The 15,240-nt window shown below is 71.1% G+C and carries 15 protein-coding genes; 2 read left to right on the top strand and 13 right to left on the bottom strand.

Going from position 1 to position 15,240, the window contains the following annotated elements; translation table 11 throughout:
- Window positions 1-12: 12 nt before the first annotated feature.
- The 10 genes from QE370_RS09650 to QE370_RS09605 form a co-directional block, all read right to left on the bottom strand.
- The gene (locus tag QE370_RS09650; RefSeq protein ID WP_253021948.1) at window positions 13-1,131 is read right to left on the bottom strand and encodes an ABC transporter permease; all 1,119 of its coding nucleotides are present in this window, start codon (window positions 1,129-1,131) and stop codon (window positions 13-15) included.
- Window positions 1,128-2,714 (bottom strand): ABC transporter ATP-binding protein, encoded by a 1,587-nt coding sequence (locus QE370_RS09645; RefSeq protein ID WP_309634222.1) that lies wholly within the window; start codon window positions 2,712-2,714, stop codon window positions 1,128-1,130. Before QE370_RS09645 ends, QE370_RS09650 begins: the two co-directional genes overlap by 4 nt.
- A 145-nt stretch (window positions 2,715-2,859) precedes the next feature.
- Window positions 2,860-3,912 carry a BMP family protein gene (locus QE370_RS09640; RefSeq protein WP_253021952.1) on the bottom strand — a complete coding sequence of 351 codons (1,053 nt, stop codon included), beginning with the start codon at window positions 3,910-3,912 and terminating at the stop codon, window positions 2,860-2,862.
- Window positions 3,913-4,047: 135 nt separating this feature from the next.
- Window positions 4,048-5,211, bottom strand: coding sequence for an amidohydrolase (locus tag QE370_RS09635; RefSeq protein ID WP_253021954.1), 1,164 nt, complete (start codon window positions 5,209-5,211; stop codon window positions 4,048-4,050).
- A gap of 101 nt (window positions 5,212-5,312) precedes the next feature.
- Window positions 5,313-5,717, bottom strand: coding sequence for an SRPBCC family protein (locus tag QE370_RS09630; RefSeq protein ID WP_253022003.1), 405 nt, complete (start codon window positions 5,715-5,717; stop codon window positions 5,313-5,315).
- The gene (locus QE370_RS09625) at window positions 5,617-6,999 is read right to left on the bottom strand and encodes an MFS transporter (protein ID WP_253021956.1); all 1,383 of its coding nucleotides are present in this window, start codon (window positions 6,997-6,999) and stop codon (window positions 5,617-5,619) included. The genes QE370_RS09630 and QE370_RS09625 overlap by 101 nt, the downstream gene beginning before the upstream one ends.
- Window positions 6,996-7,406, bottom strand: coding sequence for a MarR family transcriptional regulator (locus QE370_RS09620; protein WP_253021958.1), 411 nt, complete (start codon window positions 7,404-7,406; stop codon window positions 6,996-6,998). Before QE370_RS09620 ends, QE370_RS09625 begins: the two co-directional genes overlap by 4 nt.
- Window positions 7,407-7,972: 566 nt before the next feature.
- On the bottom strand, window positions 7,973-8,719 hold the full coding sequence (locus tag QE370_RS09615) for a succinate dehydrogenase/fumarate reductase iron-sulfur subunit (protein ID WP_253021960.1): 747 nt from the start codon (window positions 8,717-8,719) through the stop codon (window positions 7,973-7,975).
- 13 nt (window positions 8,720-8,732) lie between these two features.
- Window positions 8,733-10,697 carry a fumarate reductase/succinate dehydrogenase flavoprotein subunit gene (locus tag QE370_RS09610; protein WP_253021962.1) on the bottom strand — a complete coding sequence of 655 codons (1,965 nt, stop codon included), beginning with the start codon at window positions 10,695-10,697 and terminating at the stop codon, window positions 8,733-8,735.
- Window positions 10,697-11,413 (bottom strand): succinate dehydrogenase cytochrome b subunit, encoded by a 717-nt coding sequence (locus tag QE370_RS09605; RefSeq protein ID WP_253021964.1) that lies wholly within the window; start codon window positions 11,411-11,413, stop codon window positions 10,697-10,699. The genes QE370_RS09610 and QE370_RS09605 overlap by 1 nt, the downstream gene beginning before the upstream one ends.
- A 92-nt stretch (window positions 11,414-11,505) precedes the next feature.
- Here QE370_RS09605 and QE370_RS09600 point away from each other — a divergent pair, with 92 nt between their 5' ends.
- Window positions 11,506-12,393, top strand: coding sequence for a LysR family transcriptional regulator (locus tag QE370_RS09600; RefSeq protein WP_309634221.1), 888 nt, complete (start codon window positions 11,506-11,508; stop codon window positions 12,391-12,393).
- A 6-nt stretch (window positions 12,394-12,399) separates the two neighbouring features.
- Here the strand turns inward: QE370_RS09600 and QE370_RS09595 are convergent, their stop codons facing one another.
- Entirely contained in the window at window positions 12,400-12,975 is a 576-nt protein-coding gene (locus tag QE370_RS09595; protein WP_309634220.1) for a dihydrofolate reductase family protein, read from the bottom strand.
- Between the two features lie 70 nt (window positions 12,976-13,045).
- On the opposite strand from QE370_RS09595, the gene QE370_RS09590 reads away from it, so the two are divergent.
- Entirely contained in the window at window positions 13,046-13,606 is a 561-nt protein-coding gene (locus QE370_RS09590; RefSeq protein WP_309634219.1) for a TetR family transcriptional regulator, read from the top strand.
- A gap of 18 nt (window positions 13,607-13,624) precedes the next feature.
- Here the strand turns inward: QE370_RS09590 and QE370_RS09585 are convergent, their stop codons facing one another.
- Window positions 13,625-14,167, bottom strand: coding sequence for a 2'-5' RNA ligase family protein (locus tag QE370_RS09585; protein WP_309634218.1), 543 nt, complete (start codon window positions 14,165-14,167; stop codon window positions 13,625-13,627).
- Window positions 14,168-14,183: 16 nt separating this feature from the next.
- Window positions 14,184-15,206, bottom strand: coding sequence for a tryptophan--tRNA ligase (gene trpS / locus QE370_RS09580; RefSeq protein WP_253021975.1), 1,023 nt, complete (start codon window positions 15,204-15,206; stop codon window positions 14,184-14,186).
- Window positions 15,207-15,240 lie beyond the last annotated feature (34 nt).

Here is a 15,240-nt window from a genome sequence, read left to right as displayed (position 1 = left end):
GCTGGCGCTCGTTCATCGGTCTGCTCCCTCCGGGGTGGCGCCGGTGCGTCGTTCGGCGTCGAGCGCGGCGGCGACCTGGCGCTGCTCGAGGCGCACGCCGTAGCGGCGCACCACCTCGTAGGCGATGACGACGGTCAGGACGATGACGCCCTGCGTGATCTTGACGATGTCGGGCGAGACGTCCTGCAGGATCTGCAGCGGGTTCGACTGCTCGTCGAGGAAGGCGAAGAGCAGCGCGCCGAGGGCGATGCCGACGGGGTGGTTGCGACCGAGCAGCGCGATCGCGATGCCCGCGAAGCCCAGCCCGGACTGGAAGGTCGAGCCGTACGCGAACGCCTCGCCGAACAGGATGGGCAGGCCCACCAGGCCGGCGGCGGCACCGGAGAGCAGCATCGAGACGAGGATCATCTTCTTCACGTCGATGCCGGACGCGACGGCCGCGGTCTCCGAGAGTCCCGTCGCCCGCAGGTCGAAGCCGAAGCGGGTCTTGTTGATCACGAGCCAGTACACGACGCCGACGACGATCGCGATGAGGACGAAGCCGTACACCTCGTTCGGCGACCCGGGGAAGAGCGTGAACCCGGGGATGCGGCTGCCCTCGGGGATCTCCTTCGTCGCGGTGATGTTCGAGCCGGGGTCGTTCACGGCCGCCTTGCGCAGCAGGAAGGCCACGAGCGCCGTCGCGATGGCGTTGAGCATGATCGTCGAGATCACCTCCGAGACGCCTCTCGTCACCCGCAGCAGGCCTGCGATGCCGGCCCAGGCGGCACCCACGAGCATCGCGGCCAGGATGGCGGCGGCGGTGTTGAGCCAGCCGGGCAGCCATGCCTCGCCGGCCACGACCGCGGCGGCGAACGACGCGACGCGGTACTGGCCGTCGACGCCGATGTTGAAGAGGTTCATCCGGAAGCCGATGGCCACGGCGACGCCGGAGAGGTAGTAGACGGTGGCGCTGTTGACGATGTTCGTCAGGCCGCGCGCCTCCGGGATGCTGAGGATCTGCCCCCACACCCCGCCCACGGAGTCGCCCGCCACCACGAGCACGAGGCTCGTGATGAGGAAGGCCGCCACGAGGGCGAGCGCGGGCGCCGCGACCGCGAGGCCGATGCGCTTGAGTCGCTGGTCGGTCATGCGACGTCTCCTGCTGCGTCGTCGCCGGCGCCGGTCATGGCCGAGCCGAGCTGCTGGGGGGTGACGGTCGCCGGGTCGAACACGTCGGGGACGAGACGGCCGCGCAGGATGACGCGGATCGTGTCGGACAGGCCGATGAGCTCGTCGAGGTCGGCGGAGATGAGCAGCACCGCCAGGCCGTCGCGGCGGGCCCGCTTGATGTGGTCCCAGATGGCGGCCTGGGCTCCGACGTCGACGCCGCGCGTCGGGTGGGCGGCGACGAGCAGGCTCGGCTCCCCGGTCATCTCGCGACCGATGATGAGCTTCTGCTGGTTCCCGCCCGACAGCGCCCGGGCCAGCACGTCGATGCCCGGCGTGCGGACGTCGTACTCCTCGACGATGCGCTGGGTGTCGGCGCGGGCGCCCCTGCGGTCGATGAAGGGGCCCGAGACGTTGGGCTCGCGGGTCTGGTGGCCCAGCACGCGGTTCTCCCACAGCGGTGCGTCGAGCAGCAGCGCGTGACGGTGCCGGTCCTCGGGGATGTACCCGATGCCGGCCTCGCGGCGCCGCCGCGTCGACAGCCCGGCGAGGTCGGTACCGGACAGGCGCACGGAGCCGGTGGCCCCGGGGCGCATGCCCATGATCGCCTCGACGAGCTCGGCCTGGCCGTTGCCCTCGACCCCGGCCACGCCGAGGATCTCGCCGCGGTGGATCGTCAGGTCGACGTCGGACAGCAGCGGACGGCCGCCGGTGCCGGCGAGCCCCGCCGTGGGTGCCGGCAGCGTCAGGTCGCGGACCTCGAGCACCGGCTGGTCCGTCACCGTGGACGTCTCCGTGCTGGGGCTCGGCAGCTCCGAACCGACCATGAGCTCGGCCAGCTGGCGCGAGGTGACGCCGGCAGCGGGACGGGTGTCGACGGTCGTGCCGCGCCGCACCACCGTGACGGTGTCGGCGACCGACAGGACCTCGTCGAGCTTGTGGGAGATGAAGATGACCGCGAGGCCCTCGGCCTTCAGCTCGCGCAGGTTGTCGAAGAGCTCGTCGACCTCCTGGGGGACGAGCACGGCCGTCGGCTCGTCGAGGATGATCACCGACGCCCCGCGGTAGAGCACCTTGAGGATCTCGATGCGCTGGCGGGCACCGACGCCGAGGTCCTCGACGAGGACGTCGGGGTCGATGTCGAGGCCGTACGCCTCCGACAGGCGCCGGATCTCCGCACGGGCCGCGTCGCCGATGCCGTGCAGCTTCTCGGCACCCAGCACGACGTTCTCGAGGACCGTGAAGTTGTCGGCCAGCATGAAGTGCTGGAAGACCATGCCGACGCCGGCGCCGATCGCGTCGGACGGGGAGCCGAGGTCGACGGGGCGGCCCTGGATCTCGATCGTCCCGGAGTCCGGCTTCTGGACGCCGTAGAGGATCTTCATGAGCGTCGACTTGCCGGCACCGTTCTCGCCGACGATGGCGTGCACGGTGCCGCGGCGGACGTCGATGTCGATGTCGTGGTTGGCGATGACGCCCGGGAACGTCTTGCCGATGCCCCGCAGCCGGACGACGACGTCGCCGGTGTCGGGGTTCGTGGTGCCGTCGGGGACGGACGTGGTCACGCAGCACTCCTCTGCGGAGGGCCCGACCGTCGGCCGGGCGGGTGTCAGCGGGGTCGAGCAGGTCGGACGAACGGGTCACGGTCCGGCCCCACGCTCGCGCGCAGGGCCGGACCGCGTCAAGCCGTCAGGATCGCAGGGATCCTCGTCACTCGCTGGGGACGGTGATGGAGCCGTCCACGATCTGCTTCTTGTACTCGTCCAGCTTGCTGGCGATGTCGTCGACCTGGCCACCGGTCTTGGAGTAGCCGACGCCGTCGACCTTGAGGTCGTAGACGGTCGGGCCGGTCGGCGCCTCGCCGTCGGCGACACCCTGCAGGTAGGAGAAGACGGCGACGTCGATGTTCTTGAGCATCGAGGTCAGGATGACGTCGCGCACCGACGGGTCGGCCGTGAGGGCCTGGTCGGAGTCGACACCGATCGCCTTGGCGTCGGCGTCCTTGGCGGCCTCGAACACGCCCGCGCCCGAACCGCCGGCCGCGTGGTAGACGATGTCGGCGCCCTTGTCGAACATGCCCTCGGCGGCGGTCTTGCCCTTCGCCGGGTCGCCGAAGCCGCTGAAGTCCGGCGGCTGGGTCAGGTAGCGGCTCTGGATCTCGATGTCGGGGTTGACGGCCTTGGCGCCCGCCTCGTAGCCGACCTCGAACTTCTTGATGAGCGGCGTCTCGACGCCACCGACGAAGCCGATGTTGTCGGACTCGGTCTTCAGCGCCGCGGCGGCACCGACGAGGAAGGAGCCCTGCTCCTCGGCGAACAGCAGGTTCGCGATGTTGTCGCCCTCGACCGCGTCGTCGACGATCGCGAAGTTGACCTCGGGGTTCTCCTTGGCGATCTTGCCGACCGCGGAGGAGTAGGCGAAGCCCACGGCGATGACGGGGTTGTAGCCGGCGTCGACCAGCTGCTGGAGGCGGCCCTCGCGCGCCGACTCGGCCTCGCCGTCCTGCGCCTCGGCGGTCTGCACCTCGAAGCCCAGCTCGCACTCGGCCTTGTCGAGGCCCTTGGCGGCGGAGTCGTTGAACGACTGGTCACCGCGACCGCCCACGTCGAAGGCCATGCCGACCTTGGTGTCGACCTTGGCGACGCAGTCCTTGCCGCTGGCGCTGCTGTCCTCGCTGTCGGTGCTCTTCTTGGCACAGCCCGCACCAGCGAGCACGAGCGCGGTCACACCGGCGACGGCGGTGACCTTCGTGAGACGACGCAATGTTCCTCCTCAGACTTCGCCGGCGAGCCCGGCACGCCTGCACCCTAACCGCGCGCAGGGTCCCGCGGGAGGGCCTCGGGTCGATTGCTCCGGGCCGTAACCGGATCGTCACCTTGCCGGGTCGGTGGTGGCGCGCTAGTGCAGCGTCGAGCAGGCCAGGACCTTCGCGCCGACGGCGATCGCGCGCTCGTCGATGCGCAGGTTGCCCTGGTGGAGGTCGTACGTCGGGCCGTCCGGCGTGCGGGTGCCGAGCCGGCCCATGGCTCCCGGCACCGCCTCGACGTACCAGGCGAAGTCCTCGCCACCGAGGCTCTGGCTCGTCGTGGCGACGGCGGCGGGTCCGATGGCGTCGGAGACGGCGCGGCGCAGGACCTCGGTGACCCCGAAGTCGTTGACCACCGGCGGGACGCCGCGCACGTACGTGACGTCGGCGCTGACGCCGAACGGCTCGATGATGTCGGCGATGAGGCCGCGGACGAGGTGCTCCGCCTGGTGCCAGGCGGCGGAGTCGAGCATGCGCAGCGTGCCGCTCAGCTCACCCGTGGAGGGGATGACGTTGGGCGCGTTGCCGGCGCGTACGGATCCCCACACGAGGCTCGCGCCGGACCGCGGGTCGAAGCGGCGCGAGAGCACGGCCGGCAGCTGGGTGACCAGGCTCGCGAGCGCGTAGGTGAGGTCCTCGGTGAGGTGGGGTCGCGACGTGTGCCCGCCGCGACCGGAGAGGGTCACCTGGATCCGGTCGGACGCGCCGGTGATCGGACCCTCCCGCAGGCCGACCTGGCCGACGTCGAGCGAGGGGTCGCAGTGCAGCGCGACGATGCGGGAGACACCGCGCAGCACCCCTGCGGACAGGAGCCGCAGGGCGCCGCCGGGCATGACCTCCTCCGCCGGCTGGAAGATCAGCCGCACGCGGCGGGGCAGACCACCGGCCTGGTGCAGCTCCTGCAGCGCGACCGCGGCACCCACCAGGGCCGAGACGTGGACGTCGTGGCCGCAGGCGTGGGCGACGCCCGGCACGGTGGAACGCCAGGGGTCGGACGTCGTGTCGTCGATGGGCAGCGCGTCGAGGTCGGCGCGCAGCGCCACGATGGGACCCTCCTCGGGCCCGACCTCGGCGACCAGCCCGGTGCCCTCGAACCGCTCGTGGACGAGACCCAGCTTGTCCATCCAGCCGGCCACCACGTCGGTGGTCCGCTCCTCGTGCCACGACAGCTCGGGGCTGGCGTGCAGGTCGCGGCGCAGCTCGATCAGGTCGGGTGTGACGACCTCGATCGAGCGGGCGATGGCTTCGACGGACATTCGGCCAGGATAGTCCCGCCCGGCACGTCCCGCGGGAGGTGTCCGCCGAGGGGGCGTCCTCGTGCGGGCAGGCGCGCAGCGGGAGCCGGGGCCGGCCTCGGTCAGGCCAGGGCGCGGCGGATCGACTCGACCGTCTCGTCGGCGAGCCCGTCGAGCCGGCGACGCAGCACGAGCGGCGCGAGCTGGTGCAGCGGGAACGGGAAGTCGAACTGCGCCCGGTAGTGGACCTGCGTGGCGGTGTCGTCGACGGGCGTGAACGACATGACGTCGGTGGCGGTCGTGCGGCCGTTCACGCCCTTGCAGGCGAAGAAGGCCGGCGGGTCGAAGCCGACCGTCTCGTACTCGAGCGTGACGGTGCGCCCCATGAACCGCGAGCGGTTGGCGTAGCGGGTGCCCATGCCGCCGTCACCCGACAGGCGCGTCGTCTCGATCGTGCCGGGGTCCCAGTGCTCGGTGTTCTCGAAGTCGCTGAGGAAGGCGAAGACCTCCTCGACCGGCCGGGGCAGGGTGAAGGTGCGCTCGACGTCCATGCTGCGAGCGTAGGCGAGCCACGATCTCGGCGACGTCGCGGCGCTTGATCTCACGTCCCCGCGCGTAGAGCGCCAGGGCGACGGCCACCCCGAGCAGCGACAGCGACCCGCCGCCGATCAGCGTCCAGCGGGCACCGAACGTCTCCCCCACCCACCCGATGAACGGCGAGCCGAGCGGCGTGCCGCCCATGAAGATCATGAGGTACAGCGCCGCGACGCGTCCGCGCATGACCGGCTCGGTCGTGAGCTGGATCGTGGCGTTCGCCGCCGTGATCATGGTGAGTGCGCAGAGGCCCAGCAGCGGGAGCACGAGCGCGTAGGTGAGGTAGTCGGGCATGAGGCCCGCGACGATCTCGACGACGCCGAACGCGATGGCCGCACCCACGACGAAGCGCAGTCGCGGACGCTCGCGCCGGGCGGCCAGGAGCGCGCCGGCCAGCGAGCCGATCGCCATGACCGAGCCGAGGATGCCGTACTCCCCCGCGCCCTTGTCGAAGACGTCGGTCGCCATGAGGGCGCTGGTCATCTGGAAGTTCAGGCCGAAGGTGCCGACCGCGAACACGATGGACAGCACCAGCACGAGGTCGGGCCGGGCACGGACGTACCGGACGCCCTCGCGCACCGCTCCCTTCCTGCTGCCCATGACGGGCGCCGGCGAGAGTCGGGCGGGGTCGAGCCGCTGGAGCGAGGCGATGACGGCCAGGTAGCTGACGGCGTTGGCCAGGATGACCCAGCCCGTCGCCTCGACGCCCGACCCGCCGGCGGCGATGAGCAGGCCCGCGAGCGCGGGACCGATCATGCGGGCGGAGTTGAAGGACGCCGAGTTGAGGCCCACGGCGTTGGAGAGGTCGTCGGGTCCGACCATCTCGACGACGAACGACTGGCGGGCGGGCGCGTCGAAGGCCGTGCCGACGCCGAACACGAACGCCAGCACGTAGACGTGCCACGCCTGGGCGGCTCCTGTGACGGCGAGGACACCGAGGATCGCGGCCGGCACGGCCATGGCGACCTGGGTGCAGCGCAGCACGGTCCGCTTGGGGTAGCGGTCGGCGACCACGCCGGCGACCGGCGACAGCAGCAGTGCGGGCAGGAACTGCAGGCCGGTCGTGATGCCGAGGGCGGTGCCGCTCGAGGTCAGCTGGAGGACGAGCCAGTCCTGGGCGACGCGCTGCATCCAGGTGCCCACGTTCGAGACGAGGGCCCCCGCGGCGTAGACGCGGTAGTTGCGGACGTGCAGCGCGCGGAACGTCGGGCTCACGACTCGGTGATCCGGGTCAGGATCGCCGACGCCTCCCGCAGCAGGGCCCGCTCGCGGGCGTCGAGCTCGGCGAGTCGCTGGTGCAGCCAGGCGTCGCGACGCCGGCGCTCCTCGGCGAGCGTCTTCTCGCCGAGGTCGGAGAGGCTGACGACGACCTGGCGGCCGTCCTGGGGGTGCGGGGACCGCTCGACGAGGCCGTCCTCGGCGAGGCAGTTCAGGGTGCGGGTCACGCTGGGGGCGCTCACGCGCTCACGGGCGGCGATCGACGACGGCGACGTCGGGCCCAGCTGGCGCAGCGTGCCCAGCACGGACAGCTGCGACGGGGTCAGGTCGGAGTGCCGCTCCTGCCGGAGCCTGCGGTTGAGTCGGGCCACCGCCAGCGCGAGGTTCTGGGAGTCGGTGGGCATGTCCTTAGCGTAGGTCATTAACAATGCTAATTCAAATCTGCAACCATCCGCGCCGGGCTCGGGCTGCCGCACGCCGGTCCCCTCGTCGTTGGGTCAGCAACCTGAGGAGGCGGTCTGCGGTCGAGGACCCACCGATGGAGGGGTCGGGGCTGCGTCGGCGCGGCGAGTCGTGGGCGTGCGTCTCGGGCGGCCTCGACGGGGCAGCGGGCCTGGGGTGGCCGAGCGCGCCGGGGCGCCTTATCGGTGGGTCAGCAACCTCAGGAGGCGGTCTGCGGTTGAGGATCCACCGATCAACGCAGCGCCCGGCGCTGCGGTTGGGGATCCACCGATGGAGGGCTCGAGCAGGGCGCGTCGGCGCGTCGGGCGGTGAGTTCTCCACGGTGAGCCCCCGAGTGGTGGGTCCTCCACCGTCTCAGCGCTGGGACGGTGGAGAACCCACCGCCCATGGCGGCATCCAGGCGATCGGTGGAGGAGTCACCGCTCGAGGGGCACGGCGCACCCGGGGCCCGGACGACACGACCGCCCGCCACCTCCGGGGAGGTGACGGGCGGTCGAGGGGTGGTGCGTCAGGCCTGGCCGGCGGCCAGCGCCCCGAGCAGGTCGCGGTTGAGCCGCGAGATGACGTCGAGCGGGATGCCCTTGGGGCAGGCCGCCGTGCACTCGCCGATGTTGGTGCAGGAGCCGAAGCCCTCCGCGTCGTGCTGCGCGACCATGCTGGCCACGCGCGACTCGCGCTCCGGCTGACCCTGCGGCAGCAGACCCAGGTGGGTCACCTTGGCCGCGGTGAACAGCATCGCCGAGCCGTTCGGGCACGCCGCGACGCAGGCGCCGCAGCCGATGCAGGTGGCCGCCGCGAACGCGTGGTCGGCGTCCTCCTTCGGCACCGGGAGGTTGTTGGCCTCCGGGGCCGAGCCGGTGTTGACGCTGATGTAGCCGCCGGCCTGGATGATGCGGTCGAACGCGCCGCGGTCGACGACGAGGTCCTTGACGATCGGGAACGCACCCGCGCGCCACGGCTCGATGTCGATGACGTCGCCGTCCTTGAACGAGCGCATGTGCAGCTGGCACGTGGTCGTGACCTCGGGGCCGTGGGCGATGCCGTTGATGACGACACCGCACGACCCGCAGATGCCCTCACGGCAGTCGTGGTCGAACGCGACCGGCTCCTCGCCGGCGAGCGTGAGCTGCTCGTTGAGCACGTCGAGCATCTCCAGGAACGACATGTCCTCGGAGACGTCGTCGAGGTGGTACCCGACCATCTCGCCCTTCGCGTCGGCGTTCTTCTGGCGCCAGACGTTGACGGTGATCTTCACTTGCAGCTCCTGTTCACTTGTACGACCGGGCCTTCATCTCGACGTACTCGTACTCGAGCGGCTCCTTGTGGAGGATCGGCTTCTCGCCGCCGAACTCCCACGCCGCCACGTAGGCGAAGCGGTCGTCGTGGCGCAGCGCCTCGCCGTCCTCGGTCTGGCTCTCGGCGCGGAAGTGACCGCCGCACGACTCCTCGCGGTTGAGCGCGTCGATGCACATCAGCTCGCCCAGCTCGAAGAAGTCGACGACGCGGCCCGCGCGCTCCAGGGTCTGGTTCAGCTCCTCGGCCTCACCGGTGACCTTCACGTTCTTCCAGAAGTCGTCCCGCAGCTCACGGATCAGGCCGATGGCCTTGGTCAGGCCCTCCTCGGTCCGCTCCATGCCGCAGTACTCCCACATGATGTGGCCGAGCTCCTTGTGGTAGCTGTCGACCGTGCGATTGCCGTCGACGGCGAGCAGCTTCTGGATGCGCTCCTCGACGGACTGACGAGCCTCCAGGACGGCCGGGTGGTCCTCGGCGACCGGCTCGAACGGACCTGCGGCCAGGTAGTTCGCGATCGTCGTCGGCAGCACGAAGTAGCCGTCGGCCAGACCCTGCATCAGCGCCGAGGCGCCGAGGCGGTTCGCGCCCTGGTCGGAGAAGTTCGCCTCGCCCGTGACGAAGAGGCCCTCGAGGTTGCTCTGCAGGTCGTAGTCGACCCACAGACCACCCATGACGTAGTGCACGGCCGGGTAGATGCGCATCGGCTCGGTGTACGGGTCCTCGCCGGTGATCCGGGCGTACATGTCGAAGAGGTTGCCGTACTTCGCCTCGACCGCGGGGCGACCCATGCGCTCGATGGCGTCGGCGAAGTCGAGGTAGACGCCCAGGCCGCCGGGGCCCACGCCCTTGCCGTCGTCGCACTGGTACTTCGCGGCACGCGAGGCGATGTCGCGGGGCACCAGGTTGCCGAACGAGGGGTAGATCCGCTCGAGGTAGTAGTCGCGCTCGTCCTCGGGGATGTCGCGCGGGTGGCGGTCGTCACCGGCCTTCTTCGGCACCCAGATGCGGCCGTCGTTGCGCAGCGACTCGCTCATGAGCGTCAGCTTCGACTGGTAGTCGCCGGAGACGGGGATGCAGGTCGGGTGGATCTGCGTGTAGCAGGGGTTGCCGAAGTAGGCGCCGCGGCGGTGCGCGCGCCAGGTGGCCGTGACGTTGCAGCCCATGGCGTTGGTAGAGAGGAAGTAGACGTTGCCGTAGCCGCCGCTCGCGAGCACGACCGCGTCGGCGGTGTGCGACTCGATCTCGCCGGTGACCATGTCGCGGACGATGACGCCGCGCGCCTTGCCGTCGACCATGACCAGGTCGAGCATCTCGTGCCGGGTGTGCACCTCGACGGTGCCGGCGGCGACCTGGCGCTCGAGCGCCTGGTAGGCGCCGATGAGCAGCTGCTGACCGGTCTGGCCGCGCGCGTAGAACGTGCGGGAGACCTGCACGCCGCCGAACGAGCGGTTGTCGAGCAGGCCGCCGTACTCGCGGGCGAACGGGACGCCCTGCGCGACGCACTGGTCGATGATGTTCACCGAGACCTGCGCGAGGCGGTAGGAGTTGGACTCGCGGGAGCGGAAGTCGCCGCCCTTGACCGTGTCGTAGAAGAGCCGGTAGACCGAGTCGCCGTCGTTGCGGTAGTTCTTGGCCGCGTTGATGCCGCCCTGCGCCGCGATCGAGTGCGCCCGACGCGGGCTGTCCTGGTAGCAGAAGCTGGTGACGTGGTAGCCGGCCTCGCCGAGGGTGGCCGCGGCCGACGCGCCCGCCAGGCCGGTGCCGACGACGATGACCTTGATCTTGCGACGGTTGGCCGCGTTGACCAGCTTGGCGTCGAACTGGCGCTGCTCCCAGCGTCGCTCGATCGGGCCCGAGGGCGCCTTGGTGTCGTGGATGTCCTCGCCGTGCTCGATGAACTGCTCGGCTGCCCCGGTCGGGGTGTAGGTGTCACTCATCAGGAACCAGCTCCGAAGAAGAAGACGGCGAAGGGGACGATCAGGAAGCCACCGGCGATGACCACCGAGAGCACCCACGACGCGATGGTGATGGCGGAGTCCTTGCGGGTGCTGCTGCGGTTCTGGCCGAGCGTCGTGAGGGCGCTCCAGAAGCCGTGCCACAGGTGGAAGCCGACCGCGACGAGGCCGATCGTGTACAGCAGCACGACCCACCAGATCTCGAACCCGTTGACGACGCGCTCGTACTTGCTGTCCGACGCTCCGCCGGGGGCGAGCCAGTTCGGCAGCATCTGGGCGAGGTGGCCGATGATGAAGAGCAGCAGGATGACGCCGCCCCAGCGCATCGTGAACGAGGCGTAGGAGCGCTGGATGCCCGTGCGGTTCTGCTTGGAGTGGTAGCGCTTGCCACCGGTGTAGCCCGCCGCCACCTTGTTGCGCCGCCAGAGCGTGACCGCGCAGTAGACGTGCGCGACGAGCGACGCGAGCAGGACCACGCGGAGGATCCACAGCGCCCCGCCGTGCGGCAGGTAGGGGTAGAAGATGTCCTCCAGGCCCTCCAGGTAGGAGTCGAAGAACTCCTTGCCCTCGAAGAACTTGAGGTTGCCGTACATGTGGACGAGCAGGTAGCCGAGCATGATCAGCCCGGACACGGCCATCGTGTACTTGAGCACGACGGTCGACCTGCGCGCCGACGCGCGAGTCAGAGTAGTGGCCACGATCCGACGTTAACGCGATTCTTACCTAGGCGCTAAGTCATCATGAGGCCAACCTTCATAGCCTGTGGCTATGAGAGAGTAGGCTGGGAACCGTGCAGTTCCAGCAGCTCTCGTACTTCGTCGCGGTCGCGCGCACGCGCAACTTCACCCGCGCGGCCGCCGAGGTCGGCGTCGCCCAGCCCAGCCTGTCCAAGCAGGTCCGCGTGCTGGAGAACTCGCTCGGCACCCCGCTGTTCGTGCGGCAGCCCGGGGGCATCGAGCTGACGAGCGCCGGCGAGGCACTCCTCCCCCACGCCGAGCGCATCCTCATCGACGTCGAGTCGGCCCAGCGGGCCGTCCACGAGGTGGCCGGCCTGCGGCGCGGACGGGTGCGCCTCGGCGCCACCCCGTCGATCTGCGACGGCCTGCTCCCCGAGGTCCTGACCCGGTTCCACGAGTCGCACCCCCTCATCGAGCTGGAGGTGCACGAGAGCGGGTCGCGGGTGCTCACCCACGAGCTCGCCCAGGGCCGCCTCGACGTCGCCCTGCTCATCACGCCCCTGTCGGAGGAGCGGCCCGACCTCGAGACCGTGCTGCTGCGGCGCGACCGGCTCGTGCTCGCGGCGCCCGTCGACGACGCCCTGCCGGACGCCGTCGACGTCGGCGCCCTGCGCGACCTGCCGCTCGTGATGTTCCGCACCGGCTACGACCTGCGCGAGACGACGCTCGCCGCCTGCGCCGCCGCCGGGTTCACCCCCCAGGTGTCGGTCGAGGGCGGGGAGATGCTGTCCGTGCTCCGCTTCGTCGAGGCCGGGCTCGGGTACGCGGTGGTGCCGGAGATGGTGCTGGCGAACCGGCCGGCGCTGCGCCCGGTGGCCCTGCGCAACCCATCGCTCGACCGGCACATCGCCCTGGCCCACCGCCGCGACACCCTGCAGCTCGCGGCCCTCGCCTTCCACGACGAGCTGCTGCTCTCGCTGCAGGAGGGCGTGCTGCCCTGACCGGGCTCACGGGCCGCGGCGGCGTACGTACTCCTCCACCACGACGCCCGACTCGAACGGGCGCAGCCGCGTCGGCGTGAAGCGCGCGGCGCCGGCGGGGATCCCGCCGAACAACGGGACCCCGGCTCCGAGCACCACGGGATGACGCTTCAGGACGAGGCGATCGACCTCGGGGAGCAACGCGCCCGCCAACCGACCCCCACCGCACAGCCAGACGTCGAGCCCGTCGCCGGCCTTGAGCTCACGCACGGCGGCGAGGGGGTCGCGCACGAGCGAGAGCGTCGGGTCGACCGTCCGTCCCCCGCGGCTCGCCACGACCTGGCGCAGGTGCGGGTAGGGGCTCGCGATCCCCGCGTCGAGTGCGGGCAGCAGGGTGTTCCACCCCATGACGACGGTGTCGAACCGCGTCCCCGGCGGCTCGGTGCCCAGGGCGGCGTGCGCATGGGCAGGGAGGGCGTCGGCGTACTCCTGCAGCACGACCGACTCGTGGTCGCCCTCGGCCATGAACGCCTCGAAGCCGCCGTCGGCGTCGACGATGAAGCCGTCGATGCTGACGGCCACGTAGTAGACGAGCTCGCGCACGCATCCCCTTTTCACGACATCTGTCGTGGTCAGACTACGACATCTGTCGTGGTGACGCTAGGGTGGTCCCGTGCCTCGCAACGACCACCGCCGCGCCGCCCTCGCCGACGCAGGGATCCGCGTGCTGGCGGAGGAGGGTGCGCGAGGCCTCACGCACCGTGCCGTCGACAAGGCCGCCGGCACACCGGTCGGGACGGCGTCGAACTACTTCCCCCGTCGTGACGACCTCGTCGCGGCCTTGGTCGAGCGCATCGGCGAGCGCCTCACGCCCGACCCCGAGGCCGTGCGGGGAGACGCCCCGGCCGATCGCGCCCTGTTCACCGCCTACGTGCGCGACGTCGTACGACGACTCCGCGCCGACCCGCACGTGGCGCTGGCGCTCTTCGAGCTGCGCCTAAAGGCCACGCGTCGCCCCCACGTCGCCGCGACCCTCGGCGCCTGGCGACAGCGCGCCTTCGAGGACGACGTCGCCTTCAACGCCGAGGCCGGGCTGCCCGGCGGACGCACGGAGCTCGCCCTGCTCCACCACGCCGTCGACGGCCTGGTGCTGGACCGGCTGACCGTGCCGCTCGACACCGGCGTGTCGCTCGAGACCGCGATCGAGGAGCTGGTCGACCGGATCCTGCGCTGAGGTGACGGACCGTCGGGCTCAGTCGGGGCGCGTTCCCTCGAGCGCGAACGTGCGGTGGGTCGACCACCCCTCGCCCTCACGGTGCAGGTAGAGCGCGACCTCGGTGACGTCGAAGTCGCAGCCGAAGTCCTCGAGCGTCGCGTAGGCGTGGTCGAGGGCCGCGTCGTCGAGGTGGTGCGCCACCGTCACGTGCGGATGGAAGGGGAACAGCGGCTCCGGCGCGTCGAGCGCGGCCCGCAGGTCGGCCGCCAGGACCCCCGCCTCGGCGATCCCGCGGCTGACCGTCACGAAGACCACGGGCGACACGGGCCGGAAGGTGCCGGTGCCCTTCAGCGTCACCTCGAACGGGGCCGTCCGGGCGGCCACGTGCTCGAGCCGAGCCGCGAGGTCGTCGAGCCCGTCCTCGGTGACCTGGTCGGGGGGCAGCAGGGTGATGTGGCTGGGGATCTGTGCGGCCGCGGGGTCGCCGAACGACGCCCGGTGGGCGCGCAGCTGCTCGCCGAACGGCTCCGGGACGGCGATCGCGACGCCGAAGGTCAGCGCGCCGTCCTGCGACGTCATGCCCTCCAGGCAGGGGTCAGACACCGCGGACGAGCCCGACCTTGTCGTACACGTCCACCACCACCGGCGCCGCGACCTCGCGGGCCCGAGCCGCCCCCGCGGCGAGCACGCGGTCGAGCTCGGCGGGGTCGTCGAGGTAGCCGCGGGTGCGCTCGCCGAAGCCACTCACCAGGTCGGCCACCAGGTCGGCGAGGGCGACCTTCAGGTGGCCGTACTGCTGGCCCTCGAACTGCGCGACCACGTCGTCGACCGTCGTGCCGGCCACCGTCGCGAACAGCGTGAGCAGGTTCGCGATCCCCGGCTGGCCCTCCGGGTCGTAGCGGATCGTGTCGCCGGAGTCGGTGACCGCCGAGCGGATCTTCTTGGCAGCCTTCTTCGGGTCGTCCAGCAGGTCGACGATGCCGTTCGGCGACGACGCCGACTTGCTCATCTTCGCGGTCGGGTCCTGCAGGTCGGCGATCTTGGCGGTGCCCTTGACGATGTAGGCCTCGGGCTGGCGGAACGTCTCGCCGTAGTGGTGGTTGAAGCGCTGCGCGAGGTTGCGCGACAGCTCGAGGTGCTGGCGCTGGTCCTCGCCCACGGGCACGTGGTGCGGGTTGTAGAGCAGGATGTCGGCGGCCTGCAGGATCGGGTACGTGAACAGCCCGACGCTCGCCTTGTCGGCGCCCGCCTTCGCGCTCTTGTCCTTGAACTGCGTCATGCGGCCGGCCTCGCCGAAGCCCGTGAGGCAGTTGAAGACCCACGCCAGCTGCGTGTGCTCCGGCACGTGGCTCTGGCAGAACAGGGCCGACCGCTCGGGATCGACGCCGGCGGCCAGCAGCTGGGCGGCCGAGCGGTGCACCCGCGTGCGCAGCTGGGCCGGGTCGGGCTGGACCGTCAGGGCGTGCAGGTCGGCGATGAAGTAGAAGGCGTCGTGGTCCTCCTGCAGGCCGACCCACTGGCGCACCGCTCCCAGGTAGTTCCCGAGGTGGAACGACTCGGCCGTCGGCTGGATGCCGGACAGCGAGCGGGGACGGGTGCTGCTGGACATGCTGTGCATTGTGCCAGTGGCTCCTCGCGGGACAGGTCCTAGG

Source organism: Aeromicrobium sp. SORGH_AS_0981, assembly GCF_031453195.1.
In the GTDB taxonomy this organism is placed as follows: Bacteria; Actinomycetota; Actinomycetes; order Propionibacteriales; family Nocardioidaceae; genus Aeromicrobium.
This window is presented reverse-complemented; position numbering and strand designations above follow the sequence as displayed.